This window comes from Streptomyces luteogriseus, from assembly GCF_014205055.1.
Classification (GTDB): domain Bacteria; phylum Actinomycetota; class Actinomycetes; order Streptomycetales; family Streptomycetaceae; genus Streptomyces; species Streptomyces luteogriseus.
This window is the reverse complement of sequence record NZ_JACHMS010000001.1, coordinates 4,337,391-4,363,305: the sequence shown is the minus strand read 5'-3', so window position 1 is coordinate 4,363,305 and position 25,915 is coordinate 4,337,391. Positions and strand designations below refer to the sequence as shown.

Below are 25,915 nucleotides of genomic sequence, written 5' to 3'. Positions count from 1 at the left end.
AACCGCCGTCAATTGCGGCCGTGCTCTATCCTGGGCGGTACGGCTCCGGGACGGAGGAAACGCCAATGACAGCGACGGACCCCGCGCTCACCGCTCTCGCCCAGAGCTGGTGCGCCCTCTCCCTGCTCCACGGGAGGATCGAGGCCCACATCGAGCGCGCCCTGCAGGCCGGGCACGACCTCAGCGCGCGCGAGTACTCCCTGCTGGACGTGCTCAGCAGGCAGCACGACGGGGACGGCGGGCATCTGCAGATGAAGCAGGTCGCCGACGCGGTCGTCCTCAGCCAGAGCGCCACCACACGCCTGGTCACCCGGCTGGAAGACCGCGGCCTCCTGGAGCGCTACCTGTGCCCCACCGACCGTCGGGGCATCTACACGAACGTCACCACGGCAGGTCTTGAGCTGCTGGAAGCGGCGCGGCCGACCAATGACGCCGCCCTGCGCGAGGCTCTCGACGAAGCGGCGAAGAATCCCGAGCTGGCCCCGCTGGTCCGGGTCGTGGAAACACTGAAGGCCCCGGTGCCCGCCTAGGACGCGCTGACGTGATCACCCCTCCGCAGGCGGCTGCCTCTGCGTAGGGTGCGGCCATGGGAGATCTTGAAATACGTGCCGCCGTCGCTGACGACGTTCCGGCGATCGTCGGAATGCTCGCGGACGACCCACTGGGCGCACAGCGCGAGTCACCGGACGACCTCACCCCCTACCTCTCCGCGCTGGAGCGGCTCAGCGCCGACCCGAACCAGCGCCTGGTGGTGGCAGTCAGGGAGGAAAGGGTCGTCGGCACGCTCCAGCTCACCATCATCCCCGGACTCTCCCGACGGGGCGCGACCAGGTCGATCATCGAAGGCGTGCGCATCCACGCGGAGGAGCGGGGCAGCGGCCTGGGAACCGAGCTCATCGAATGGGCGATCGAGGAATCCCGGGCCCAGGGATGCCAGTTGCTCCAGCTGACCTCCGACAAGACCCGCGCCGACGCCCACCGCTTCTACGAGCGGCTCGGCTTCACGGCCTCCCACACGGGCTTCAAGCTCCAGCTGTGACCAGCATGTGTGGGCGCTCTGTTTCACGTGAAACAGAGCGCCCACACATCTCTCCGCCTAACCGATGCCGCGCCACCCCTCGGGGTCGACGCCACCCGGCACAGGAGCCCCCTCGTCGTACGGCTGACGCGTGAACACGAACGAGCCGAGGTCCAGATGGCCCACGGACCCGTCCGGCCGCCGTACGGCCTTCAGGAGCTCGCCGGCGTAGTAGCCCTCCAGCCCTGTCCATGTGCCGTCACCGTTCGGGCGAAACCGCGAGCGGCGGCCCGCGCCGGTCAGCGGCCCGAGCGACATCAACCCGTCGGCCGTCAGCCGCAGCGCGAAGGCGTGCGTCCCCCAGTACCACTGCCCCGTCAGCTCCAGCAGCGACGGGTCGACGTCACCCAGCGGCTTCCACGGTGCCGGGATACGCGGTTCCGCCTCGGCGACGATGCGGACCAGGTCGGCGGCGACAGCGAACAGCAGCGGTCCTGACGTGGAGTTGGCCAGGGCGATCGCGGCAACGTCGTCCTCGACGCTGATCATGAGGCAGGCGAGGAAGCCGGGCAGCGAACCGGTGTGGCCGACGAGGGACCGTCCGTTCCGTCGCCGGATCTCCATACCCAGGCAGTAGGCGTAACCGCTCGCCACGTCCGCCGCCTCGTGGGGCGCGGCCGGTGTCCTCATCTCCCGCAGCGACTCGGCACTCAGTACCCGCTCGTCACCGTTGACCAGGAAGACCGCGAACCGCGCCAAGTCACCTGTCGTCGACCAGAGTTGGCCGGCCGGCGCCATGCGCCCCAGATCCTCGGTGGGCTCGGGAAGCATCACATCGGCCCAGGGATGAACGGCCCAGCCGCCCGCATGGGGCGCCTGGGGCCGCACGCTCGTTCGATGCAGCCCCAGGGGTTCGAGCACTTCGCGCCGAAGAACGTCCTCCCAGGAAGCCCCGCGGAGCTTCTCGACGAGCGCGCCGAGCAGGGCGTAGCCCGGGTTCGAGTAGTGGAACCGTCGGCCGGGCGGGGTCAGCAGGGGCCGCTCGCCCAGCACGTCGGCGAGTTCGGGACGCAGGGATCCAGGACTCCGCTCCCACCACGGACCCGGCGTCTCGGCCGCCAGCCCGCCTGTGTGCGCGAGGAGTTCGGCGACGGTCGCCTCCCCCACTCCGGCGCCCGGCAGATGCTTCTCGAGTGGATCCCCGAGAGCCAGCGCGCCCTCGTCGCGCAGCCGCAGCACGAGAACGGCCGTGAACGTCTTGGTGATCGAGCCGATCCTGTACTGCACATTCTCGTCCGGCGCGTGCCCTTCCACCGAGGTCCGTGCGCCCGTCCACACCGTCGCCCCGTCCCGCACGACGGCCGCGACGAGCGACGGGGCCCGCCCTTCGGCCTGTGCGACGGCGATGCGGTGCAGCAGAGCGCGACGTGTGCCGGGAAGCAGTTCTCCCTGAGATGTCGTCATGGGCCCAGTCCACCCGGCCCGGCATCCCCGCGTCGAGCACATTCGGGGGCAGGGCCGGCGAGGTCGGGGCCGATCAGGTCTGCGCCATGTCCACGAACCGCGAGTAGTGGCCCTGGAAGGCGACGGTGATCGTCGCCGTCGGGCCGTTTCGGTGCTTGCCCACGATGATGTCCGCCTCGCCCGCGCGGGGCGACTCCTTCTCGTACGCGTCCTCGCGGTGCAGAAGGATCACCATGTCGGCGTCCTGCTCGATGGAGCCCGACTCACGCAGGTCGGACACCATCGGCTTCTTGTCCGTGCGCTGCTCGGGACCACGGTTGAGCTGGGACAACGCGATCACCGGAACCTCCAGCTCCTTGGCCAGGAGCTTGAGGTTCCGGGACATGTCCGAGACCTCCTGCTGACGGCTCTCGGAGCGCTTGGAGCCGCCGGCCTGCATCAGCTGGAGATAGTCGATGATCACGAGCCTGATGTCGTTGCGCTGCTTCAGCCGGCGGCACTTCGCGCGAATCTCCATCATCGACAGGTTCGGGGAGTCGTCGATGTATAGGGGCGCCGACGAGACCTCGGGCATCCGGCGCGCCAGACGCGTCCAGTCGTCGTCCGTCATGGTGCCGGACCGCATGTGGTGCAGGGCGACGCGGGCCTCCGCGGACAGCAGACGCATCGCGATCTCGTTACGCCCCATCTCCAGGGAGAAGATGACGCTCGGCAGGTTGTGCTTGATCGACGCGGCCCGGGCGAAGTCCAGGGCCAGCGTGGACTTACCCATGGCGGGACGGGCCGCGATGACGATCATCTGCCCGGGATGCAGGCCGTTGGTGAGCGAGTCGAAGTCGGTGAACCCGGTGGGCACGCCGGTCATCTCCCCGCTGCGCGAGCCGATGGCCTCGATCTCGTCGAGCGCGCCCTCCATGATGTCGCCGAGCGGCAGGTAGTCCTCGCTGGTGCGCTGCTCGGTGACCGCGTAGACCTCGGCCTGGGCACGGTTGACGATCTCGTCCACGTCGTCGTCGGCCGCGTATCCCATCTGCGTGATGCGGGTTCCGGCCTCGACCAAGCGGCGCAGGACGGCCCGCTCGTGGACGATCTCCGCGTAGTACGCAGCGTTGGCCGCCGTGGGCACCGTCTGGACGAGGGTGTGCAGGTACGAGGCCCCGCCGACCTTGTTGATCTCGCCGCGCTTGGTGAGCTCGGCCGCGATCGTGATGGGGTCGGCCGGCTCGCCCTTGGCGTAGACGTCGAGGACGGCCTGGTAGATCGTCTCGTGGGCCGGCTTGTAGAAGTCGTGACCCTTGAGGATCTCGACGACATCGGCGATGGCGTCCTTGGACAGAAGCATGCCGCCGAGCACGGACTGCTCGGCGTCGATGTCCTGCGGGGGCACCCGCTCGAAGGACGAGGCCGATCCGCCGTCCCACGCTCCGCTGTCCCTGCCGCGCTCGTGCTGTTCGTCGCGGCCCCGGGCTCCGTCACCCCGCCGTCGGGAGGCGGGCAGACGATCACTGGGCCCGCTGTCGGCCCACGGGTCGTCCAAGGGCTCGGAAATGCTCACCGAGCCACCTCCTCCCGTCCGCCGAAGCAGACCTAGCCGTGCCCCTCTGTTCTACGGCACGGCACTGACAAATAAGAGGCCCAACTCCGGTTGGCACGCGCCGGTTTTGTAGCGTTTTGAAAACCGGCGGACGGAGCGGGCGCCGGACTACCGTAGGCCCCTCGGCACCGTCAGCCAATCTGGTTATCCACAGGCCATGTGGACGACGGCCCAGATGCTGTGGAGAACTCCGCGAAACCTGTGCACGACCCGGTGGACAGGCCTGTGAACAAGCAGCGACTTCCGCGAAAGAAGCCACCTTGACCTGCGTCTTTGCCGTCCACCGGTTGTGCAGAAGAAAAACTTTCCCAACCAGCCCAAGATCGCCTCACACCGGGTACAGCAGTGCGCACCCCAGGACGGTAAGTAAGGGTTGCAAAAGCTTTGCATCTCTTACCTGTGGACGATTAGATTGGTGCACATGACACAGGCCCCTGCGCGCCGACCCGCCGGCCGGAGACAGCACGACCGCGAGATCGTCGCACTGGCCCTTCCGGCCTTCGGCGCCCTCGTCGCCGAGCCCCTCTTCCTCATGACCGACACTGCCATCGTCGGCCATCTGGGCACCGCCCAGCTCGCCGGCCTCGGCATCGCCTCGGCCCTGCTGATGACCGCCGTGAGCGTCTTCGTCTTCTTGGCCTACGCCACAACAGCGGCAGTTGCGCGCCGTGTCGGAGCGGGCGACCTCCCGGCCGCCATCCGGCAGGGCATGGACGGCATATGGCTGGCACTGCTCCTCGGCGCCGCAGTCGTCGCCGTCGCACTGCCGACAGCACCCCACCTCGTGGACCTCTTCGGCGCCTCGGATGCGGCAACCCCCTACGCGATCACGTATCTGCGCATCTCCGTGCTCGGCATACCGGCCATGCTCGTCGTCCTCGCGGCGACCGGCGTCCTGCGTGGCCTGCAGGACACCAAAACGCCGCTCTACGTCGCCATAGTCGGCTTCATCGCCAACGGCGCCCTCAACGCCGGGCTTGTCTACGGCGCCGGCCTGGGGATCGCCGGTTCCGCGTGGGGCACCGTCATCGCCCAGTGCGGCATGGCTGCGGTCTACCTAGCGGTGGTACTGCGAGGAGCGCGAAAGCACGGTGCTTCGCTGCGCCCGGATGCCGCCGGGATCAGGGCGTCCGCCCAAGCCGGTGTGCCTCTGCTGGTCCGCACCCTCTCTCTGCGGGCGATCCTGATGATCGCCACAGCGGTCGCCGCTCGCCTCGGGGATGCCGACATCGCCGCCCACCAGATCATCCTCTCCCTGTGGAGCCTGCTGGCCTTCGCCCTCGACGCCATCGCCATCGCGGGGCAGGCCATCATCGGTCGCTACCTCGGAGCCGGTGACGCCCAGGGCGCCCGGGACGCATGCCGTCGCATGGTGGAGTGGGGCATCGCCGTCGGGGTCGTCCTGGGCGTACTGGTGGTCATCACCCGACCGGTCTTCCTGCCCTTGTTCACCAGTGACCCGACCGTCAAGGACGTGGCGCTCCCCGCTCTGGTCATCGTCGCCCTGTCCCAGCCGATCTCCGGCATCGTCTTCGTCCTGGACGGAGTCCTGATGGGCGCCGGTGACGGTCCCTACCTCGCCTGGGCCATGCTGCTCACCCTGGCGGTGTTCACACCTGCGGCCTTGCTGGTCCCCGTACTGGGCGGTGGTCTCACCGCCCTCTGGGCCACGATGACGCTGATGATGACCGTGCGGATGCTGACCCTGTGGCTTCGTGCCCGATCTGGCCGCTGGATCGTGACGGGAGCGACCCGCTGACCGTTTCACGTGAAACGCTGCCTGTTTCACGTGAAACAGGGGGTGCTCCGCAGAACGCGGTGTTTCACGTGAAACGCAGACGCCGCTCCGCAGGGGCGACACGAAAGGGGCCGCACCCTTCAGGGTGCGGCCCCTTCGTTACTGCTTCAGCAGGCGCGACACTCAGGCCGCGACGACCTCGATGTTGACCTTGGCGGCAACCTCGGGGTGCAGACGCACGGACGTCTCGTGAGCGCCCAGCGTCTTGATCGGCGAGCCGAGTTCGATACGGCGCTTGTCGACCTCGGGACCACCGGAGGCCTTGATCGCGGAAGCGACGTCGGCCGGCGTGACGGAACCGAAGAGACGACCGGCGTCGCCGGAGCGAACGGCCAGACGGACCTTGACGCCCTCGAGCTGGGCCTTCACAGCGTTGGCCTGCTCGATGGTCTGGATCTCGTGGATCTTGCGAGCACGACGGATCTGCTCGACGTCCTTCTCGCCACCCTTGGTCCAGCGGATAGCGAACTTCCGCGGGATCAGGTAGTTGCGAGCGTAACCGTCCTTGACGTCGACGACGTCGCCCGCGGCACCGAGGCCGGTGACCTCGTGGGTGAGGATGATCTTCATGAGTCGGTCACCCTTCCCTTATCGCGCGGTGGAGGTGTAGGGCAGCAGCGCCATCTCACGGCTGTTCTTCACAGCCGTGGCGACGTCACGCTGGTGCTGCGTGCAGTTGCCGGTCACGCGGCGGGCACGGATCTTGCCGCGGTCGGAAATGAACTTCCGCAGCATGTTCGTGTCCTTGTAGTCCACGTACGTGACCTTGTCCTTGCAGAATGCGCAGACCTTCTTCTTCGGCTTGCGCACAGGCGGCTTAGCCATGGTGTTTCTCCTGTGTGATCAAGAAGTGTGAGTGCGAACCCGTCCCTAGAAGGGGGGCTCGTCCGAGTAGCCGCCGCCACTGCCGCCGCCGGAGTTTCCACCCCAGCCGCCGCCACCGCCCTGGTTGCCACCGGCGGGAGCGCCGGTCGCCCACGGGTCGTCGGCGGGAGCGCCGCCGCCCTGCTGGCCGCCACCGGGGCCGCCGCCCCAGCCGCCGCCACCCTGGGCGCCACCGCCACCGCCGCCGTAGCCACCCTGGCCGCCCTGGCCACCGCGGCCGGTGGTCTTGGTGACCTTGGCCGTGGCGTTGCGCAGGCTGGCGCCGACTTCCTCGACGTCCAGCTCGTAGACCGTGCGCTTGACACCCTCACGGTCCTCGTAGGACCGCTGCTTCAGCCGGCCCTGCACGATGACGCGCATGCCTCGCTGGAGCGACTCCGCGACGTTCTCCGCCGCCTGACGCCAGACCGAGCAGGTCAGGAACAGGCTCTCGCCGTCCTTCCACTCGTTCGTCTGGCGGTCGAAGGTGCGGGGGGTGGACGCGACACGGAACTTCGCGACCGCCGCACCGGAGGGGGTGAAGCGCAGCTCGGGGTCGTCGACAAGATTGCCGACGACCGTGATGACGGTCTCGCCTGCCATGGGGGAACCTCTCGGCGGGTTTGCTCTGGCTGCTTGCTACTCGAATCCCGGGATCAGCTGAGCCGGAAAGCTCAGTGGGTCTCGGGACGGAGGACCTTGGTCCGGAGGACCGACTCGTTCAGGTTCATCTGGCGGTCGAGCTCCTTGACGACCGCAGGCTCGGCCTGCAGGTCGATGACCGAGTAGATGCCCTCGGGCTTCTTCTTGATCTCGTACGCGAGACGACGACGGCCCCAGGTGTCGACCTTCTCGACCTTTCCGCCGCCGTCACGGACGACAGAGAGGAAGTTCTCGATCAGCGGAGAGACAGCGCGCTCCTCGACCTCGGGGTCGAGGATGACCATCACCTCGTAGTGACGCATGTGGAACCCACCTCCTTTGGACTCAGCGGCCACGGTCGTTCCGTGGCAGGAGGGTTGTGATGCGTAGGCAACGGTATCGGCCACCACTGACAGTCGGGGTTTCTGGCGAGAAGCCCCTGCCATGACATGGGCAGACACCGGTGCGGACGGTACAGAGTACCCGCACAGCGGCTTGCGGTTGAAATCCGGCCGCCAGGGCAGCCAATCTGTACACATCGGGTGTGTATGGCGCTACGATGCGCCGACTTTCGCAGGAGGTGCCCTATGGCACAGGCATTGCGACCCAACACCGCCGGCGGCCTCTTCGCCACGGACGGCAAGCCCCATCCCCTCCAGGACGCGCTGCTCGCGGTGACCCTGGTGCTGGGCCTCACCTCGTTCCTCTCGGCGATCATCGACGAGGACCTGCATCTGCTCAGCTCCTGGGCCGGTCTCGTGGGCATCCTCACGGGCGCGTACGGCCAGTGGATCTCGGAAACGACCCGAGAGCGCTTCGGCCTGATCCTCGGCTTGGGCGCATCGGGCGTCGGGTTCTTCCTGGGCATGGCGCACGGCGGCCTCATCGGCTGACGCCAGGGCACCCCTCATCTGAACACCGGGTCACGCCCCGGCCGGCCTCGGGCCGGGGCGAAGGTCCCGTACGCCCAACCGGCGCGCTTCCACGGCGCAGTAGGCTTCGCGCGAGAGCCGGAGCCCCTGTACCCATGGGGACACACCAGCCCGAGGAGCGCCCCGAAATGAGCCTGACCCTGAGGACCATCAGTCGCGAGCAGCATCTGGCATACATCCAGAGCCTGCCGTCGGCGAGCCACATGCAGGTCCCGGCCTGGGCTGACGTCAAGGCGGAGTGGCGCTCCGAGAACCTCGGCTGGTTCGACGACCGCACCGGCGAGATGGTCGGTGCCGGTCTGGTCCTCTACCGGCAGCTTCCCAAGATCAAGCGCTACCTCGCCTACCTGCCCGAGGGCCCGGTCATCAACTGGTTCGCGCCAAATCTGCAGGACTGGCTCGAACCGATGCTGGCGCACCTGAAGCAGCAGGGCGCCTTCTCCGTGAAGATGGGCCCGCCGGTGATCATCCGGCGCTGGGAGGCCCCCTCCATCAAGGCGGGCATCCAGAACCCGGACGTCAAGCGCCTGCGCGACATCGAGGCCGACCACATCGAGCCGCGCGCCTTCGAGGTCGCCGACAAGCTGCGCCGTATGGGCTGGCAGCAGGGCGAGGACGGCGGCGCCGGCTTCGGCGACGTCCAGCCCCGCTACGTGTACCAGGTGCCGCTGGCGAACCGCTCCCTGGAAGAGGTCCACAAGAACTTCAACCAGCTGTGGCGCCGCAACATCAAGAAGGCCGAGAAGGCCGGCGTCGAGGTCGTCCAGGGCGGCTACCAGGACCTCGAGGAGTGGCAGCGCCTGTACGAGATCACGGCCGTGCGCGATCACTTCCGCCCGCGCCCGCTGGCGTACTTCCAGCGCATGTGGACGGCCCTCAACACCGAGGACCCCAACCGCATGCGGCTGTACTTCGCCCGGCACAACGGCGTGAACCTGTCGGCCGCGACGATGCTGATCGTCGGCGGACACGTCTGGTACTCCTACGGCGCCTCCGACAACATCGGCCGTGAGGTCCGCCCCTCGAACGCGATGCAGTGGCGGATGCTGCGCGACGCCTACGCGCTCGGCGCCACCGTCTACGACCTGCGCGGCATCTCCGACTCGCTCGACGAGACCGACCACCTCTTCGGGCTGATCCAGTTCAAGGTGGGTACCGGCGGCCAGGCGGCCGAGTACCTCGGCGAGTGGGACTTCCCGCTGAACAAGCTGCTGCACAAGGCGCTCGACATCTACATGTCGCGCCGCTGATGTCCCATTCAGTGCTTCTATACCCCTGATACACGGCAACCGCCGATACACGGCACCGCGAGAAAGGTTCCAGGTCCGGCCATGGCGCTCACGCTCTACGTCGACACCGCGCGCTGGCGTGCGCACCACAAGCACGTGCAGGAGCAGTTCCCGGGCCTCGTGCCGGTCTGCAAGGGCAACGGCTACGGCTTCGGGCACGAGCGGCTGGCGGAGGAGGCCACACGGCTGGGCTCGGACGTCCTCGCCGTCGGCACGACCTACGAGGCCGCCCGGATCAAAGACTGGTTCGGCGGGGACCTGCTGGTGCTGACGCCCTACCGGCGGGGCGAGGAGCCGGTGCCGCTGCCGGACCGGGTCATCCGCTCGGTGTCGTCGATAGACGGTGTGTACGGCCTGGTCGGCGCCCGTGTGGTGATCGAGGTGATGTCCTCGATGAAGCGGCACGGCATCAGCGAGCAGGACTTGGCGCAGCTGCACGCCGCCATCGAGAACGTCCGGCTGGAGGGCTTCGCCATCCACCTGCCGCTGGACCGCACCGACGGCTCGGACGCCGTCGAGGAGGTCATCGGCTGGATGGACCGGCTGCGTGCCGCCCGGCTGCCCCTGCACACCATGTTCGTCAGCCACCTCAAGGCCGAGGAACTCGCCCGGCTCCAGCAGCAGTTCCCGCAGACCCGCTTCCGGGCCCGCATCGGCACGCGGCTGTGGCTGGGGGACCACGACGCCACCGAGTACCGCGGCGCGGTCCTGGACGTCACACGCGTCGCCAAGGGCGACCGCTTCGGCTACCGGCAGCAGAAGGCGGCCTCCGACGGCTTCCTGGTGGTCGTGGCGGGCGGTACGTCGCACGGAGTGGGCCTGGAGGCTCCCAAGGCACTGCACGGCGTCATGCCGCGCGCCAAGGGCGTCGCCCGCGCCGGCCTCGCGACGGTGAACCGGAATCTTTCTCCGTTCGTCTGGGGCGGCAAGCAGCGCTGGTTCGCTGAGCCGCCGCACATGCAGGTCTCGATCCTGTTCGTGCCGGCGGACGCGCCCGAGCCGAAGGTCGGCGATGAACTCGTGGCCCATCTGCGGCACACCACCACGCAGTTCGACCGGATCATGGACCGCTGACCGTCACGGGCACCGACCCTCGCAGCGCGGCAAGAAGGCCGTACACGGCTTACCGTGTACGGCCTTTGGCCTTTCCGGCTACGGCCTCTCGTTCCGTTCGCTCAGAGCGAACCCCGTGGGTCCTGGCCTGCCCCACTCGACCGATGGCGCGTCGAACCGGGCATCGGTCTCGTGCCGCCGGGGGCGAGCCGCCGGGCCGAAGACGAAGACATCCACGGCGCCGTCGAGCACTCCGCCCGAGGGATCGTCGTCGCCGGACCGCCGCACCGGATCCCGCTCCGGCATGAAGATGTCGCGCACGACCATCACGCACAGGTACAGCGTGCCGAGCAGGTGCAGGCCGATGGCCCAGTGGTAGCCGTCAGTGGGCAGCCCCTTGTGAGCGTCTCCACTGGTCGTGTACGCGAGGTACAGCCAGATCCCGAGGAAGTACGCCACCTCGCAGGCCTGCCAGATCAGGAAGTCCCGCCACTTCGGCCGGGCGAGAGCGGCCAGCGGCACCAGCCACAGGACGTACTGCGGCGAGTAGACCTTGTTGGTGAGGATGAACGCCGCGACGATCAGAAAGGCGAGCTGGGCGAAGCGCGGGCGGCGCGGGGCGGTCAGTGCGAGCGCCGCGACGGCCGCACAGCACACCAGCATCAGCAGCGTGGCGAGCGTGTTGACGGTGTCGGTGCTGAGCGGGTCGTCCGAGTTCTGGGCCATGATCAGCCAGAAGGAGCCGAAGTCGACGCCCCGCTCCTGGCTGAACGTGTAGAACTTCGACCAGCCCTCGAAGGCGAAGAGCATCACCGGCCCGTTCACGACGACCCAGGCGACGATCGCGCCGCCCAGCGCCGTACCGAACTCGCGCCACCTGCCAGCGCGCCAGCACAGCACCATCAGCGGTCCGAGGAGCAGGAAAGGATAGAGCTTGGCGGCCGTGGCCAGCCCCAGCAGGACGCCGAACGCGAGAGAACGGCCACGTGACCACATCAGCATCGCCGCCGCCGTCAGAGCCACGGCGAGCAGGTCCCAGTTGATGGTCGCCGTCAGCGCGGCAGCAGGCGCCAGGGCGACCAGTAGTCCGTCCCAGGGACGCCGGGCGTGGGTGCGGGTCACACAGACGACGATGACCGCCGCGCACACCATGAGCATTCCGGCGTTGACCATCCAGTACCACTGCTCCTGGTACTGGATGGTGCCGCTGCCGGGCGTGAGCCAGGAGGCGACTTCCATGAAGACACCGGTGAGGACCGGGTACTCCAGGTACTGCATGTCGCCGGGAAGCCGGTCGAAGTACGGCACGAGCCCATCAGCGAAGCCCCGCCCCTGGTAGAGGTGGGGAATGTCCGAATAGCACGCGTGCGTGTACTGGGAGCTGGCGCCGAAGAACCAGGCCCCGTCGTAGCAGGGCGCCTTCTGGACCAGGCCGAGGGCGAACATGCCGATCGCCACCAACGCGATCACCCGCACCGGAGTCCACCAGGACGACCCGAGCAGGGCACGCCGCCCGAGCGGACCGCCGATCAGCTCGCTGCCGGCCGCGGCGACCTCGTCCTCCTTGGTCGGTCGCACGGGCTCCCGCTCATGGACGCTCGCTTGCGTCGATTCTGCACTGGGCATGTCGCACATCCTGCCGTACGAGTCTGGCAATACGCCGAGGGCCGCCGTACCCGAGGGGGACGGCGGCCCTTGTTTCACGTGAAACGCCCTCGCGTTTCACGTGAAACACCCAAGCCGGGCGATCTGTCGGCGGCGGCTATCCCTCGGGGCCTCCGAAGATGCCTCCGTTGCCATTGCCCCTGCTGTTGCCGCCGTCCTCGGCTGATTCGGTCGGTGCGGGCGGAGAGGTCACTCCTCCGTCGGTTCCACCGTTGTCCGTGCCACCGTTCTCCGTGCCACCGTCGTTCTCGCATCCGAAGAACCCACAGGTGTTGCTCGGTGTGGGCGACGGAGTCGAGCTCTCGGTGGGCGTGGGGCTCGGCGACTCGGTCACGGTCTCGCTGGGCTCCACGCTGGGCGTCGGCTTCGGCGACGGAGCGCCCGCTTCGTGCTGGACGACGCCGATCTTCTCGGCCTCGGGGAAGCCGAGGTCGGTCTCACCCTCGAGCGCGGCCCTCATGTACTCGGTCCACACCAGCGTGGGAACGTCACCACCATGAATGGACTTCTCACCCGCGGTGCCGTTCATGGAGAGCAGCTTGGCGCTCTTGGGGTCCTCACGGAACATCGCGACCGAGGTCGACAGCTGCTGGGTGTAGCCGACGAACCAGGCCGACTTGTTCTCGTCGGTGGTACCGGTCTTGCCGGCCGCGGTGCGGCCCAGGGAGAGCGCCTTCTTACCCGTACCGTTCTGGATGACGTTCTCCAGAACGTCCGTGACGTTGTTGGCCACTTGCTCCGGCATCGCTCGCGTGACCCTCGGCTTCTCGAAGCCCTCGATCTCCCGGCCGTTGGACTTGACGCTGGTCACCGAGTACGGGGCGGCCTGCTTGCCCGACGCGGCGAACGTCGCGTAGGCGTCGGCCATACGGATCGCACTGGGAGTCGACGTACCGAGCGCGAATGAAGCGTTGAGACCGGCGAAGCTGCTGTTCAAGATGCCGGACTTCTCGGCCAGGTCGGCCACGTTCTTCATCCCCACGTCCATGCCGAGCTGCACGAACGGCGTGTTCACGGACTGCTCCATCGCCTTGTGCAAGGAGATGTAGCCCCAGGGGTAGTCGCTCTCGTTCTCCTGGAAGAACGGCGTGTTGTCCTTCTTCAGGACGTAGGTGCCGTCGTTGTTCCTGACCTTGAGGTGGTCGTTGCCGTTGTACTTGCTCAGTGGCGAAAGGGGGCCCTTGCTCCGGTAGGTACCGTGCTCCATCGCGGCGGCGAGCACGAACGGCTTCCACGTCGAACCGACGGGGACACCCGAGGTGTCGGCGTTGTTGTTGAAGTGGCCGTTCTCGTACCCCGCGCCGCCGTAGAGCGCGACGATCGCGCCGTCGTTGGGCTTCACCGACGCACCACCGAACTGGACGTGCTTGTCCAGCTCACGGTTCTTCGGGTCGAGCTTCTCCTTCTCGACCTTCTTGACGGCCTTCGCCAGCGCCTCGACCTTGTCCTTGTCGAAGGTCGTCTTGATCTGGTAACCGCCCTGGTCGAACTGCTTCTCGGAGATGTTGGAGTGGTTCAGGACGTACTTCTTGGCCGTGTCCACCAGGTAGCCGATCTGGCCGGTCATGCCCTTGGACGCCTTGCGGGGGTCGGGCATGGGGTACTTCTTGATCGCTTCCTGGTACTGCTGGTCCGTGATCCTCTTGTCGTTGTGCATCTGCTCGAGGATCCAGGCCCAACGGTCCTTGGACCGCTTGGTGTTCTTGTCTCTGCTCGCGTTCTTATCGAGGCTTTCGTTGCCCGCGGGGTCGTAGTACGTCGGGCCCTTGAGCAGCGCGGCGAGGAAGGCGGACTCACTCGGAGTGAGGTATCGCGCCTCCTTGCCGTAGTAGGCCTGGGCGGCGGCCTGGATACCGTATGCGCCGCGGCCGTAGTACGACGTGTTGAGGTACCCCTGGAGGATCTCGTCCTTGGAGAGCTTCGTGCCCACCTTGATCGAGATGAACATTTCCTTGAACTTACGGCTGACCGTCTGTTCCTGGCTCAGGTAGGTGTTCTTGACGAACTGCTGGGTGATCGTCGAACCACCCTGCGTGTCACCGCCCCGGGCCATGTTCGCCAGGGCACGGGCGATACCCATGGGGTCGACACCGGAGTCCTGGTAGAAGCTCTTGTTCTCGGCCGAGATCACCGCCCACCGCATGGCTGGGGGAATCCGGTCGATCGTGACGTTCTGCCGGTTCTGACCACTGCCCGCGGCGACCATCTGGGTGCCGTCGGCCCAGTAGTAGACGTTGTTCTGCGACCGGGCCGCAGCGTTCTCCTCATTGGGGACGCCCACCATGGCGTAGCCGATGCCCGCCACGGCAACCAGGCTGCCGAAGAAGGCGATGCACAGGCCGGAGACGAGCTTCCAGGACGGCATCCAGCGCTGCCAGCCGTACTTGCCGGCCCGCGGATAGTCGATCAGCCGCTTCTTGTCGGGAACGGCGGCAGCGCGGCCCCGGCCCCGTCCGGGCCCGCCCGGCCCGCCGGGCGCGGCACGCCGGCCACCTCGGGTCGGTTCGGCGCCTCTGCGGCGGCCGCCCCCCGTACTTCTCTGCGCCGCACGGCGGGCCTCGGCACGGCCGCCGTACTGACGCTCCTCACCCCCCGAGTCGTAGGAGTCCGACCCGTAAGAGTCGGACGGAGACCCGGTGGCGCCTCGCGGTGCCGCACGGCGGCCGGGGGACGAGCCGGACTGGCCGCGTCGGGCCGCGGCACGTCCGCCTCCCTGCGGCTGCGGCGGTTTGCGACGGTGCTCGCTCATCGAACGACTACTCCTCGGGCAGGCGCACCCCTGCGCGCCTGGAAACGGCGGCTAGTTTCCGGTCCCCCCGAAGTACGGATGCGGTCGGCTCCGCATTCATCGGTCCCGCATGCACCCGTACTACACCGAAGACGACGACGCTCACAGGCGTCACTCGGTTCCCGGTGATGTGCATGGCGCACAGACTACGCACCGCCAAAACCTGCCGAGCCCCGAAGTTCACCTCAAATCAGGCAACTCGCGTCGGATGAATCGGTGATGTGATCCCGTTCACCCGACCCCCTCTTGTCGCATCAGGAGGGCCGTTCTATCGTCGTGATGTATCGAGTCGATACATCAGCTCGACACATCGGTCTGATACATGCGCACCGCGGCGAGAGGAGGCGACGATGAGCCGGCGTTCCGGGATCCTCGAGTTCGCCGTACTCGGCCTGCTCCGCGAGTCTCCGATGCACGGCTATGAGCTGCGCAAACGGCTCAACACATCACTGGGCGTCTTCCGTGCGTTCAGCTACGGGACGCTCTACCCCTGCCTCAAGACGCTGGTCGCCAACGGCTGGTTGATCGAGGAACCAGGGAGCACCCCCGAGGAAGCCCTCGCCGCCCCCCTCACGGGGCGCCGCGCCAAGATCGTCTACCGGTTGACGGCGGAGGGTAAGGAGCACTTCGAGCAGCTGCTCTCGCAGACCGGGCCGGACGCGTACGAAGACGAAACCTTCGCAGCCCGTTTCGCCTTCTTCGGACAGACCTCACGCGATGTCCGCATGCGCGTGCTGGAGGGCCGCCGCAGCCGGCTGGAGGAGCGGCTGGAGAAGATGAGCGCGTCCCTGGCCCGGACCCGGGAGCGCCTCGACGACTACACGCTCGAGCTCCAGCGCCACGGGATGGAGTCCGTGGAGCGCGAGGTGCGCTGGCTGAACGAGCTCATCGAGAGCGAGCGGGCGGGGCGGGACCTCAAGGGTCCGGCCTCCGGAGAGCCCGCATCGCGCGACACCACATCTGGAGCGTCGGGCGCCCTGCCCCGGCCTGGGGACGACCCCCGGCCGGATGCGCCCGACGACACCGCCACGTGAGAGCCCACTCAGGGCCTCACTCGTACACACAGGGAGCAACCGCCATGGGTTCGGTTCGCGTAGCCATCGTCGGTGTGGGCAACTGCGCCGCATCGCTGGTGCAGGGAGTCGAGTACTACAAGGACGCCGACGCGGCGTCCAGGGTGCCGGGCCTGATGCACGTCCAGTTCGGCGACTACCACGTCAGTGACATCGAGTTCGTCGCCGCGTTCGACGTGGACGCCAAGAAGGTCGGTCTCGACCTCGCGGACGCGATCGGTGCCTCCGAGAACAACACCGTCAAGATCTGCGACGTCCCCAGCACGGGTGTCACGGTGCAGCGCGGCCACACCCTCGACGGCCTCGGCAAGTACTACCGCGAGACCATCGAGGAGTCCGCCGAGGAGCCGGCCGACATCGTCCAGGTCCTCAGGGACAAGCAGGTCGACGTCCTCGTCTGCTACCTGCCGGTCGGCTCCGAGGACGCGGCGAAGTACTACGCGCAGTGCGCCATCGACGCCAAGGTCGCCTTCGTCAACGCCCTTCCGGTCTTCATCGCCGGCACCAAGGAGTGGGCGGACAAGTTCACCGAGGCGGGCGTCCCGATCGTCGGCGACGACATCAAGTCGCAGGTGGGCGCCACCATCACGCACCGGGTGATGGCGAAGCTGTTCGAGGACCGGGGCGTCGTCCTGGACCGCACGATGCAGCTGAACGTCGGCGGCAACATGGACTTCAAGAACATGCTCGAGCGCGACCGCCTCGAGTCGAAGAAGATCTCCAAGACGCAGGCCGTCACCTCCCAGATCCGCGACCGCGAACTGGGCGAGGGCAACGTCCACATCGGCCCGTCCGACTACGTCGCCTGGCTGGACGACCGCAAGTGGGCCTACGTCCGCCTCGAGGGCCGCGCCTTCGGTGACGTCCCGCTGAACCTGGAGTACAAGCTCGAGGTCTGGGACTCCCCGAACTCAGCCGGCGTCATCATCGACGCCCTGCGCGCCGCGAAGATCGCCAAGGACCGCGGCATCGGCGGTCCGATCCTCTCCGCGTCGAGCTACTTCATGAAGTCCCCGCCCGTGCAGTACTTCGACGACGAGGCCCGCGAGAACGTCGAGAAGTTCATCAAGGGTGAGGTCGAGCGCTGACGCGCCGCAACCAGTCGCTCCTGCCAGGGCTGTGAGGGTCCCCGGGTCGTACGACCCGGGGACCCTCCCCGTATGTGAGGCTGTGCCCCATGGCCGTCGTCCGTGACCTGCGCGTCCTGTTGCGCTTCCAGGGCTTCCGGCGCCTGCTCGCCGTACGCCTGCTGTCTCAGGGTGCCGACGGCGTCTACCAGGTCGCGCTCGCCGCCTACGTGGTCTTCTCGCCGGAGAAGGAGACCACGGCGGCCGGTGTCGCGTCCGCGATGGCGGTGCTACTGCTCCCGTACTCCCTCGTCGGCCCCTTCGCCGGTGTCCTGCTGGACCGTTGGAGGCGCCGTCAGGTCCTGCTGTTCGGCAGCCTGTTGCGCGCCCTGCTGGCCCTGGTGACGGCCCTGCTGATCCTCAGTCCGGCTCCGGACTGGCTCTTCTATATCTCGGCCCTGTGCGTCACCGCCGTCAACCGCTTCGTCCTGTCGGGCCTCTCCGCCGCGCTGCCGCGTGTGGTGGACGCCGACCGCCTGGTCATCGCCAACTCCCTCTCCCCGACCGCCGGAACGCTGGCCGCGACCGCGGGCGGCGGACTCGCCTTCGCCGTGCGCCTGGCAGTAGCGGACTCGGACGCCGCGGTGGTGCTCGTGGCAGCCGGGCTGTACCTGTGCGCCGCGCTCGCATCGCTGAGCATGGCGCGGGAACTCCTCGGCCCTGACAGGCCCTTGCCACGCGAGGAGATCGGAACGGCTCTCACGGGCACCGCCCGCGACCTGGCGGCGGGCGTGCGTCATCTGGCCGCGCCGCAGCGCCGGGAGGCCGCCTGGGCGCTCATGGCGATGTCGCTGATGCGGTTCTGCTACGGCGCTCTGCTGGTCATGCTGCTGATGCTGTGCCGGTACGCGCTCACCTCGACCGCGGACGACGGACTCGCGCTACTGGGGCTGGCGTTGGGCGTCTCGGGCGCAGGGTTCTTCGCCGCGGCCGTGGTGACCCCCTGGACCGCGGGGCGGCTCGGGCCGGGCCGCTGGATCGTCGTGTGCGCGGGGGCCGCGGCGTTGCTGGAACCCGCACTCGGACTGCCGTTCGCCGCCGCCCCGCTGCTCGCCGCGGCCTTCGTCCTGGGGCTGACCACCCAGGGCGCGAAGATCGCCACGGACACCATCGTCCAGTCTTCCGTCGAGGACGGCTTCCGTGGCCGGATCTTCTCGGTTTACGACGTCCTCTTCAATGTTTCCTTCGTCGGCGCCGCCGCTGTGGCCGCCCTGATGCTGCCGCCGGACGGTCGGTCCGCGCCGCTGGTGATCACGATCGCCGTTATCTACGCGACAGTAGCTGTAGCTATGGCCCGCTTTGGCCGCCAGTAAGTGTCACATCAATGACACAGAGCCACTTCTGACTACTGCGTTGTCAGTGGGGACCGCTACCTTACGTGGGTCTTATCTCGCGACATGTTCGCGTCACTCACCATGTTCAAGGGGGACCCCCAAGTGACTACTCCGCCGCCCCAGGGCAATCCATTCGCGCAGGGCCAGCCCGCAGCTGCTCCCCAGGCTCCGGTCCCGCCCCAGGGCGGCTACCCCCAGCAGCCCGGACAGCCCGGCTTCCCGCCCCAGGGCGCCGCTCCGTACGCTCCGGTCCCCCCGCAGCCGTCCGGTCGCAAGCTCAGCTTTAAGACGATCAAGAACATCGTCATCGTCATCGCTGTGGCGGCCATAGCCATCGTCGGCTACGTGACCAGCCGGGACGACGCCAACACGGCGGCCGTCGGCGACTGCATGCACCGCGGCAGCACCAGCGACAACAACCCGGACCTCGAGGTCGTCGAGTGCAGCGACGCGAAGGCCCAGTACAAGGTGCTGGCCAAGATCGAGGGCTCGTACCTCACGCAGACGCTGGCCTCCAGCAAGTGCGAGGCCGAGGCCAAGGACTTCCAGTACACGTACACCGAAAGCGGTGACGGCAAGGACTTCCTGCTCTGCCTGAAGGACTACAAGAAGTAGGCAGATGTGACGAGGGGCGGTGTTTCACGTGAAACACCGCCCCTCGGTCTGTCTTCGGCAGGCTGTTCGGCCGCATTGGGGGTCATGTTTCACGTGAAACATGACCCCGTTTCACAGCCTCAGCTCTCCTGTCCGGCCCACCACTCCTTGAGCGCGGCCACTGCAGCGTCATGCTCCATCGGCCCGTTCTCCAGGCGCATCTCCAGCAGGTACTGGTAGGCGCGGCCGATGGCCGGGCCGGGACCCACGCCGAGGATTTCCATGATCTGGTTGCCGTCGAGGTCCGGACGGATCGAGTCCAGCTCCTCCTGCTCCTGCAGCTTGGCGATCCGCTCTTCCAGCCCGTCGTAGGCACGCGACAGAGCCGCGGCCTTGCGCTTGTTGCGTGTCGTGCAGTCCGAGCGGGTCAGCTTGTGGAGGCGGTTCAGGAGCGGACCGGCATCACGGACGTAGCGGCGGACCGCCGAGTCCGTCCACTCACCGGTGCCGTAGCCATGGAAGCGCAGGTGGAGTTCGACCAGACGTGAGACGTCCTTCACCAGTTCGTTCGAGTACTTCAGAGCCGTCATGCGCTTCTTGGTCATCTTCGCTCCGACCACCTCGTGATGGTGGAACGAGACCCGGCCGTCCTTCTCGAACCGGCGCGTGCGCGGCTTGCCGATGTCGTGCAGGAGGGCGGCCAGGCGGAGGGTGAGGTCGGGACCGTCCTCCTCCAGCGCCATCGCCTGTTCCAGGACGATCAGTGAGTGGTCGTAGACGTCCTTGTGGCGGTGGTGTTCATCACGCTCCAGCCGAAGGGCCGGCAGCTCGGGCACCACACGTTCGGCGAGGCCCGTCTCGACGAGCAGCGTCAGACCTGTGCGCGGCTGCTGGGAGAGGATCAGCTTGTTCAGCTCGTCCCGCACCCGCTCCGCCGAGACGATCTCGATACGCCCGGCCATCTCCGTCATCGCCGTGACGACCTCGGGGGCGACCTCGAAACCGAGCTGAGCGGCGAAACGCGCGGCTCTCATCATCCGCAGGGGGTCGTCCGAGAAAGACTCCTCCGGAGTGCCGGGAGTACGCAGCACACGCGCCGCGAGATCCTCGAGCCCTCCGTGCGGGTCGACGAACTCCTTCTCCGGCAGGGCCACCGCCATCGCGTTCACCGTGAAGTCACGGCGGACGAGATCCTCCTCGATGGAGTCCCCGTACGACACCTCGGGCTTGCGCGAAGTGCGGTCGTAGGCCTCGGAGCGGTAGGTGGTCACCTCGATCTGGTAGCCGCCCTTGTGGGCACCGACCGTGCCGAAGGCGATGCCGACCTCCCAGACGGCGTCCGCCCACGGCCGCACGATCTTGAGGACGTCCTCGGGGCGGGCGTCGGTCGTGAAGTCCAGGTCGTTGCCGAGCCGGCCCAGCAGCGCGTCCCGTACCGAACCGCCGACGAGGGCAAGTGAGAACCCGGCCTCCTGGAAGCGGCGGGCGAGGTCGTCGGCGACAGGAGCGACCCGCAACAGTTCACTCACCGCGCGGTGCTGCACCTGGCTCAGGGCACTGGACGTTTCTTCGTTGGCGTTCGGCACAACAGAAGAGGGTACGTGGCCCGGGCCACCGCGAGCTCCTCCTATTCCGCACGCAGATGCCTCGGGACACGTCCGTCATAGGCGCACAAGCGCTACTCCCGGGCCGTATGGAACCGCTCCCGCCCATAGAGTCATATACCGGGCAACATGGAGTCGCGGCGGTGATCTTGTGAAGCGGACCGCGGCACTTCCCCTCAGCGCACATCGTTACCATGCGTGGACGCACATTCCGACGACCACTGACGACGACGAGGGACGGACGAGCGCGTGGCCGAGGCGGCAGACTTCCAGGGGACCAGTGCCTCACCTGCCCGCCGCTGGCTGCGGCGCACCGGGGCACTGCTCACCGGCGCGCCGCTGCTGGCCGGACTCCTCCAGCTGCCCGCCGCGACGCCGGCGGACGCGGCAGGGCAGGAGTCCCTGCAGGCTGCCGCCGCCAAGGGCTCGGTATCGGTCGCGGTCGACTCGCTCACCCCCAGCGCCCCCTCCGACGGGGACACGATCACTGTGTCGGGCACGGTGACCAACAACGGCAAGCAGACGGTCACCGGCGCTCACGTGGACCTCCAGGTGGGGCCCCCTCTCGAGACCCGCTCGTCGATCGACACCCTCGCCAAGAAGAGCGCCGACCTCCAGGGACCCTCCGGCGAGAAGGTCGGGGGCAAGTACACCGAGAAGTACTCCGCGCTCACCCCCGGCGTCGCGGAGCCCTTCAGCATCTCCGTGCCGGCCGACAAACTGGATCTCGGCCGTGACGGCGTCTACCAGCTGGCGGTCTCGCTCTCCGGGGAGACCTCGGCGCAGCCCTGGGACCAGGTTCTCGGCGTCCAGCGCACATTCCTTCCGTGGCAGCCGGAGGAACCCGACACCAAGACGAAGACCACCTTCCTGTGGCCGCTCGTCTCCAGCGCCCACATGGCGGCCGAGACGGGGTCGAACGAGCAGCAGACGCCGGTCTTCCGTGACGACGAGCTGGCCAAGGAGATCGCCCCGGGCGGCCGCCTCGACCAGATGGTGTCGCTGGGCAAGGGCCTCGACGTCACATGGGTCGTCGACCCGGACCTGCTGGCGTCCGTCGACGCGATGACGCGGAGCTACCAGGTCCGCGGCGCGGACGGCAGTACCACCCCCGGCAGGAACCAGGAGGTCGCCAAGCACTGGCTGGCCGAGCTCCAGCAGGCGGTCACCGGCGAAGAGGTCGCCGCCCTGCCCTTCGGCGACCCGGACCTGGCCTCCCTCGCCCACACCGGCACGAACGTCACCGGATCCCTGGGCCACCTCAAGGAGGCCACCGACGTCGCCGACGAGACGGTGGACACGATCCTTCATGTGAAACCGTCCACGGACTTCGTCTGGCCGATGGACGGCGCCGTCGACCCGTCGATCGTGAAGGTCGCCACATCCGCGGGCGCCGACAAGGTGATCACCCGCAGCGACAGCCTCCAGGACAACCTGTCGTACACGCCCTCCGCGGCCCGGCCCATCGGCGGCGGGACCACGGCCGTCGTCGCGGACGCCCGGATGTCGACGGCTTTCCAGGGCGACCTGACCAGGGCCTCAGCCTCCACGCTCGCCGTGCAGCGCTTCCTGGCCCAGAGCCTCACGCTCGGCCTGCAGACCGGCAAGCAGCGCAGCGTCGTCGTCGCCCCGCAGCGCATGCCGTCCGTGAGCCAGGCACAGGCCATGGCCGAAGCTCTGGGAGCCCTCCAGGACGGGGGCTGGTCCGAGTCGCAGGACCTCACGGCCGCCGCCAAGGCCAAGCCGGACCCGTCGGCCAACACAAGGGTGCCGTCGGCCTCCGCGTACCCTTCCGCGTTGCGAAAGAAGGAGCTGCCGCGGGCCGCTTTCGAGCAGATCGCCAGGACCCAGGGCAAGCTCGACAAGTTCAAGGTGATCCTCACCCGCCAGTCCCGGGTGGTGACCCCGTTCGGGCGGGCCATGAACCGCGAGATGTCCACGTCGTGGCGCGGCAGGGGCGTCGCGGCCGTGGGATACCGCGATGGCATCGAGTCGTACCTCAACGGGCTCATCGACGGGGTCAAGCTGATCCAGAAGTCGGAGACCAAGCTCTCCGGCCGCAGCGCCATGATCCCCGTGACCGTCCAGAACAACCTGGTCCAGGGTGTCGAGCACCTGGAGCTGCGGCTCACGTCGAAGAACCCCACGCGACTGAAGATCGGCGGGGACGCCTACGAGGAGCAGCGCGTCGCCGTCAACGGCGGCCACGCCCAGTCAGTGAAGTTCACCACGTCGGCCAACGCCAACGGCCGGGCGGAGGTCGTCGCCCAGCTGTACACGGAGGACGGGCAGAAGTACGGCGCCCCGGTCACCTTCGACGTGAAGGTCACCGAGGTCACGCCCACGGTGATGCTGGTCATCGGTGGTGGCGTACTGCTCCTGGTCCTCGCGGGCTTCCGGATGTACACCCACCGCAAGCGCGCCGCCGCCCGTGAGGCCGAGGACGGCTCCGCCGAGGCGGACGAGAGCGACGGCCCGCAGAACCAGGCCGACACTCCGCAGAACCCGGAGTCCTCCGACGCACGTCTCACGGAGGAGTCCGCGGCCGGCTCACGGGCGGACGCCCCCGAGCAGCCGAGTGACCCGGCCCCGGACACCGCAGCGGAAAGCGCCGACCCGTCCGGCACGGGTGAGAGAGTGGACCGTTGAGAAGTCGTGGCCGGTGGGCCCGGGACGATGAGGTGGGGTAACCATGAACGCGCCGTACGACGGTGACCGCGGCCGTGCCGCGGGCAACTCGGGCTACCCCGACGCGGGTGGACCCGAGGGTTCACCGCCCGAGCACGGCCAGGTGCCGCCGCAGCCGCCCGCGGACATCTACCTCCAGGACGCCTACGGCCAGGACCCCTACCGGGCACAGGACCTCTCCGCACAGGACCCGGTCGGCGAGGCGCTCTACGACCGCGCCGCGCATCCGCCGCCCGATCCCGGCACGTACCAGCCGCAGCAGCCGATGTACGGCCAGCCGCCGCAGTCGCCGTACGCGCCCGACCCCCAGGTGTGGGCGCAGACGCCCGCGCCGGAGCCGGAGGGCCCGACGCGGCATCTGCCGTACGGCGACGACCCCCGCACCACCCAGTACGTCGGCGTGGACGACCTCGTCTCCCAGGCGGGCGAGCCGCGCCAGGAGCCGGACGCGTTCGCACATCTCTTCCGGGACCAGCAGCAGAGCAGCGGTCACCCGTCCTACGACTCGCCGTCGGTCCCCGGCCCGTCCCCGGCCCCGGGGCAGATGGCGCAGGGCCCGTACGCACCGCAGGGTCAGTACGCGGAGCCCGGCCGGACCGCGGCGGTACCGCGCGTGGACGAGACACCGGACCCCGAGCCCGCTCCCGCCTCGGCCCCGAAGAAGGGCGGCCGTGCCGCGGGCCTGATGAAGTCCAGCGCCGTGATGGCGGCGGGCACGATGGTCTCCCGCCTCACCGGCTTCATCCGCTCCGCACTGATCGTGTCGGCGCTGGGCGTCGGCCTCCTCGGTGACACCTTCCAAGTCGCCTACCAGCTGCCGACGATGATCTACATCCTCACCGTCGGCGGTGGTCTCAACTCCGTCTTCGTGCCACAGCTCGTGCGTGCCATGAAGGAGGACGACGACGGCGGCGAGGCGTACGCCAACCGTCTGCTCACCCTGGTCATCGTCACGCTCGGCGCACTCACCGCGCTCTCGGTCCTCGGCGCGCCGCTCCTGATCCGCGTGCTGTCCGACCCGGTGGCCAGCGACCCGGCGGCGAACCAGGTCGCCGTCACCTTCGCCCAGTACTTCCTCCCCACCATCTTCTTCATGGGCATCCATGTGGTGATGGGCCAGATCCTCAACGCCCGCGGCAAGTTCGGCGCGATGATGTGGACCCCGGTCCTGAACAACATCGTCATCATCGTGACGCTGGGCATGTTCATCTACGTCTACGGCACCGCTGCCGACTCCGGGATGAAGGCCGCGAACATCCCGCCGGAGGGCCAGCGCCTGCTCGGCATCGGCGTCCTGCTCGGTCTCGTGGTCCAGGCGCTCGCGATGATCCCCTACCTGCGCGAGACCGGCTTCCGGCTGCGGCTGCGCTTCGACTGGAAAGGCCAGGGGCTCGGCAAGGCCGTCACGCTGGCCAAGTGGACGGTCCTGTTCGTCCTCGCCAACCAGGCCGGCGCCATGATCGTCATCCAGCTGTCCACCGCGGCGGGCAAGGCCTCGCCGGTCGACGGCACCGGCTTCGCCGCCTACGCCAACGCGCAGCTGATCTGGGGGCTGCCGCAGGCCATCATCACCGTCTCCCTCATGGCCGCCCTGCTGCCGCGCCTGTCGCGCTCGGCGGCCGAGGGCGACGGGGGCGCCGTCCGCGACGACATCTCCCAGGGCCTGCGCAACACGGCGGTCGCGATCGTCCCGATCGCGTTCGGGTTCCTCTCCCTCGGCATCCCGATGTGCACCCTGATGTTCGGCTCCTCGGGCACCAGCGAGGCCACCAACATGGGCTTCATGCTGATGGCGTTCGGTCTCGGCCTGATCCCGTACTCCGTGCAGTACGTGGTCCTGCGTGCCTTCTACGCCTACGAGGACACGCGAACTCCCTTCTACAACACGGTCATCGTGGCCGCGGTCAACGCGGGCGCCTCGGCGATCTGCTTCTTCGTCATCCCGTCCCGCTGGGCCGTGGTCGGCATGGCCGCCTCGTACGGCTTGGCCTACGCGATCGGCGTCGGCGTCGCCTGGCGCCGGTTGCGCAAGCGGCTCGGCGGGGATCTCGACGGCGCCCGCGTCCTGCGGACTTACGCCCGGCTGTGCATCGCGTCGGTCCCGGCCGCCCTGCTCAGCGGTGCGGCCTGCTACGGCATCGGCCACTCGCTCGGCCAGGGCCCCGCCGGCTCGTTGGCCGCGGTCCTGGCCGGCGGCGCCGTGCTGCTCGGGATCTTCTTCGTCGCCGCCCGCCGCATGCGCATCGAGGAACTCAACTCGCTGGTCGGCATGGTCCGCGGACGCCTGGGACGCTGAGTCGGGGGGTAGGCGCACAACCATCGTCAGCCACCGCGTGTCGTGCATAGCGGCGGACTGTGGGCACAATTGGTTTCGGCGTCGGACGGCAC

At 68.3% G+C, this 25,915-nt stretch carries 21 protein-coding genes; 12 read left to right on the top strand and 9 right to left on the bottom strand.

From position 1 onward, the window contains the following. Window positions 1-65 precede the first annotated feature (65 nt). Both BJ965_RS19140 and BJ965_RS19135 read left to right on the top strand, forming a co-directional pair. Window positions 66-530: a MarR family winged helix-turn-helix transcriptional regulator gene (locus BJ965_RS19140; protein ID WP_184909774.1), complete on the top strand. Its 465-nt coding sequence runs from the start codon at window positions 66-68 to the stop codon at window positions 528-530. 56 nt (window positions 531-586) lie between these two features. Continuing rightward, window positions 587-1,039, top strand: a complete 453-nt coding sequence (locus BJ965_RS19135; protein ID WP_184909773.1) for a GNAT family N-acetyltransferase — start codon at window positions 587-589, stop codon at window positions 1,037-1,039. Between the two features lie 57 nt (window positions 1,040-1,096). On the opposite strand, the gene BJ965_RS19130 is transcribed toward BJ965_RS19135, so the two are convergent. Continuing rightward, entirely contained in the window at window positions 1,097-2,482 is a 1,386-nt protein-coding gene (locus BJ965_RS19130) for a serine hydrolase domain-containing protein (protein ID WP_184909772.1), read from the bottom strand. A gap of 73 nt (window positions 2,483-2,555) precedes the next feature. Beyond that, window positions 2,556-4,037, bottom strand: coding sequence for a replicative DNA helicase (gene dnaB / locus BJ965_RS19125; protein ID WP_184909771.1), 1,482 nt, complete (start codon window positions 4,035-4,037; stop codon window positions 2,556-2,558). Between the two features lie 460 nt (window positions 4,038-4,497). Between dnaB and BJ965_RS19120 the strand changes: the two genes are divergently transcribed. After that, the gene (locus BJ965_RS19120; RefSeq protein WP_184909770.1) at window positions 4,498-5,835 is read left to right on the top strand and encodes an MATE family efflux transporter; all 1,338 of its coding nucleotides are present in this window, start codon (window positions 4,498-4,500) and stop codon (window positions 5,833-5,835) included. 162 nt (window positions 5,836-5,997) lie between these two features. Here the strand turns inward: BJ965_RS19120 and rplI are convergent, their stop codons facing one another. From rplI to rpsF, 4 genes are all read right to left on the bottom strand, one after another. Beyond that, window positions 5,998-6,444, bottom strand: coding sequence for a 50S ribosomal protein L9 (gene rplI / locus BJ965_RS19115; protein WP_184909769.1), 447 nt, complete (start codon window positions 6,442-6,444; stop codon window positions 5,998-6,000). Window positions 6,445-6,462: 18 nt separating this feature from the next. After that, window positions 6,463-6,699, bottom strand: a complete 237-nt coding sequence (gene rpsR, locus BJ965_RS19110; RefSeq protein WP_003949403.1) for a 30S ribosomal protein S18 — start codon at window positions 6,697-6,699, stop codon at window positions 6,463-6,465. Between the two features lie 45 nt (window positions 6,700-6,744). Then, window positions 6,745-7,341: a single-stranded DNA-binding protein gene (locus BJ965_RS19105; RefSeq protein WP_031102703.1), complete on the bottom strand. Its 597-nt coding sequence runs from the start codon at window positions 7,339-7,341 to the stop codon at window positions 6,745-6,747. A gap of 71 nt (window positions 7,342-7,412) precedes the next feature. Next, window positions 7,413-7,703, bottom strand: a complete 291-nt coding sequence (gene rpsF / locus BJ965_RS19100; RefSeq protein WP_030847098.1) for a 30S ribosomal protein S6 — start codon at window positions 7,701-7,703, stop codon at window positions 7,413-7,415. A gap of 264 nt (window positions 7,704-7,967) precedes the next feature. On the opposite strand from rpsF, the gene BJ965_RS19095 reads away from it, so the two are divergent. The 3 genes from BJ965_RS19095 (at window position 7,968) to BJ965_RS19085 (ending at window position 10,675) form a co-directional block, all read left to right on the top strand. Continuing rightward, window positions 7,968-8,273, top strand: coding sequence for a hypothetical protein (locus BJ965_RS19095; RefSeq protein ID WP_184909768.1), 306 nt, complete (start codon window positions 7,968-7,970; stop codon window positions 8,271-8,273). 167 nt (window positions 8,274-8,440) lie between these two features. Next, window positions 8,441-9,562, top strand: coding sequence for a peptidoglycan bridge formation glycyltransferase FemX (femX, locus tag BJ965_RS19090; protein WP_184909767.1), 1,122 nt, complete (start codon window positions 8,441-8,443; stop codon window positions 9,560-9,562). Between the two features lie 81 nt (window positions 9,563-9,643). Then, entirely contained in the window at window positions 9,644-10,675 is a 1,032-nt protein-coding gene (locus tag BJ965_RS19085; RefSeq protein ID WP_030847092.1) for an alanine racemase, read from the top strand. Between the two features lie 78 nt (window positions 10,676-10,753). Here BJ965_RS19085 and BJ965_RS19080 read toward each other — a convergent pair whose 3' ends face one another. Continuing rightward, a complete protein-coding gene (locus BJ965_RS19080; RefSeq protein ID WP_184909766.1) occupies window positions 10,754-12,289 on the bottom strand; it encodes a glycosyltransferase family 87 protein in 1,536 nt (511 codons plus the stop codon). Between the two features lie 127 nt (window positions 12,290-12,416). Then, window positions 12,417-15,068, bottom strand: a complete 2,652-nt coding sequence (locus tag BJ965_RS19075; RefSeq protein WP_246545926.1) for a transglycosylase domain-containing protein — start codon at window positions 15,066-15,068, stop codon at window positions 12,417-12,419. A gap of 389 nt (window positions 15,069-15,457) precedes the next feature. Between BJ965_RS19075 and BJ965_RS19070 the strand changes: the two genes are divergently transcribed. The 4 genes from BJ965_RS19070 (at window position 15,458) to BJ965_RS19055 (ending at window position 19,256) form a co-directional block, all read left to right on the top strand. After that, window positions 15,458-16,141, top strand: a complete 684-nt coding sequence (locus BJ965_RS19070) for a PadR family transcriptional regulator (RefSeq protein WP_184909765.1) — start codon at window positions 15,458-15,460, stop codon at window positions 16,139-16,141. 44 nt (window positions 16,142-16,185) lie between these two features. Next, window positions 16,186-17,268, top strand: a complete 1,083-nt coding sequence (locus tag BJ965_RS19065) for an inositol-3-phosphate synthase (protein ID WP_184909764.1) — start codon at window positions 16,186-16,188, stop codon at window positions 17,266-17,268. Window positions 17,269-17,357: 89 nt separating this feature from the next. Continuing rightward, a complete protein-coding gene (locus BJ965_RS19060; protein ID WP_184909763.1) occupies window positions 17,358-18,620 on the top strand; it encodes an MFS transporter in 1,263 nt (420 codons plus the stop codon). Window positions 18,621-18,743: 123 nt separating this feature from the next. Next, complete coding sequence (locus tag BJ965_RS19055; protein WP_184909762.1) at window positions 18,744-19,256, top strand: LppU/SCO3897 family protein; 513 nt, start codon at window positions 18,744-18,746, stop codon at window positions 19,254-19,256. A gap of 119 nt (window positions 19,257-19,375) precedes the next feature. Here the strand turns inward: BJ965_RS19055 and BJ965_RS19050 are convergent, their stop codons facing one another. After that, the gene (locus tag BJ965_RS19050; RefSeq protein ID WP_184909761.1) at window positions 19,376-20,821 is read right to left on the bottom strand and encodes a CCA tRNA nucleotidyltransferase; all 1,446 of its coding nucleotides are present in this window, start codon (window positions 20,819-20,821) and stop codon (window positions 19,376-19,378) included. A 267-nt stretch (window positions 20,822-21,088) separates the two neighbouring features. Between BJ965_RS19050 and BJ965_RS19045 the strand changes: the two genes are divergently transcribed. Then, window positions 21,089-23,488: a DUF6049 family protein gene (locus BJ965_RS19045; protein ID WP_184909760.1), complete on the top strand. Its 2,400-nt coding sequence runs from the start codon at window positions 21,089-21,091 to the stop codon at window positions 23,486-23,488. Between the two features lie 43 nt (window positions 23,489-23,531). Further along, window positions 23,532-25,823 (top strand): murein biosynthesis integral membrane protein MurJ, encoded by a 2,292-nt coding sequence (gene murJ, locus BJ965_RS19040; RefSeq protein ID WP_184909759.1) that lies wholly within the window; start codon window positions 23,532-23,534, stop codon window positions 25,821-25,823. Window positions 25,824-25,915 lie beyond the last annotated feature (92 nt).

Bases quoted from the DNA above. Each gene is read 5' to 3' on its own strand.
- murJ (WP_184909759.1), top strand. From the start codon at position 23,532: ATGAACGCGCCGTACGACGGTGACCGCGGCCGTGCCGCGGGCAACTCG.
- BJ965_RS19140 (WP_184909774.1), top strand. From the start codon at position 66: ATGACAGCGACGGACCCCGCGCTCACCGCTCTCGCCCAGAGCTGGTGC.
- BJ965_RS19075 (WP_246545926.1), bottom strand. From the start codon at position 15,068: ATGAGCGAGCACCGTCGCAAACCGCCGCAGCCGCAGGGAGGCGGACGT.
- femX (WP_184909767.1), top strand. From the start codon at position 8,441: ATGAGCCTGACCCTGAGGACCATCAGTCGCGAGCAGCATCTGGCATAC.
- BJ965_RS19130 (WP_184909772.1), bottom strand. From the start codon at position 2,482: ATGACGACATCTCAGGGAGAACTGCTTCCCGGCACACGTCGCGCTCTG.
- BJ965_RS19095 (WP_184909768.1), top strand. From the start codon at position 7,968: ATGGCACAGGCATTGCGACCCAACACCGCCGGCGGCCTCTTCGCCACG.
- BJ965_RS19065 (WP_184909764.1), top strand. From the start codon at position 16,186: ATGGGTTCGGTTCGCGTAGCCATCGTCGGTGTGGGCAACTGCGCCGCA.
- BJ965_RS19060 (WP_184909763.1), top strand. From the start codon at position 17,358: ATGGCCGTCGTCCGTGACCTGCGCGTCCTGTTGCGCTTCCAGGGCTTC.
- BJ965_RS19105 (WP_031102703.1), bottom strand. From the start codon at position 7,341: ATGGCAGGCGAGACCGTCATCACGGTCGTCGGCAATCTTGTCGACGAC.
- rpsR (WP_003949403.1), bottom strand. From the start codon at position 6,699: ATGGCTAAGCCGCCTGTGCGCAAGCCGAAGAAGAAGGTCTGCGCATTC.
- BJ965_RS19085 (WP_030847092.1), top strand. From the start codon at position 9,644: ATGGCGCTCACGCTCTACGTCGACACCGCGCGCTGGCGTGCGCACCAC.
- BJ965_RS19070 (WP_184909765.1), top strand. From the start codon at position 15,458: ATGAGCCGGCGTTCCGGGATCCTCGAGTTCGCCGTACTCGGCCTGCTC.
- BJ965_RS19135 (WP_184909773.1), top strand. From the start codon at position 587: ATGGGAGATCTTGAAATACGTGCCGCCGTCGCTGACGACGTTCCGGCG.
- BJ965_RS19080 (WP_184909766.1), bottom strand. From the start codon at position 12,289: ATGTGCGACATGCCCAGTGCAGAATCGACGCAAGCGAGCGTCCATGAG.
- BJ965_RS19120 (WP_184909770.1), top strand. From the start codon at position 4,498: ATGACACAGGCCCCTGCGCGCCGACCCGCCGGCCGGAGACAGCACGAC.
- rplI (WP_184909769.1), bottom strand. From the start codon at position 6,444: ATGAAGATCATCCTCACCCACGAGGTCACCGGCCTCGGTGCCGCGGGC.
- rpsF (WP_030847098.1), bottom strand. From the start codon at position 7,703: ATGCGTCACTACGAGGTGATGGTCATCCTCGACCCCGAGGTCGAGGAG.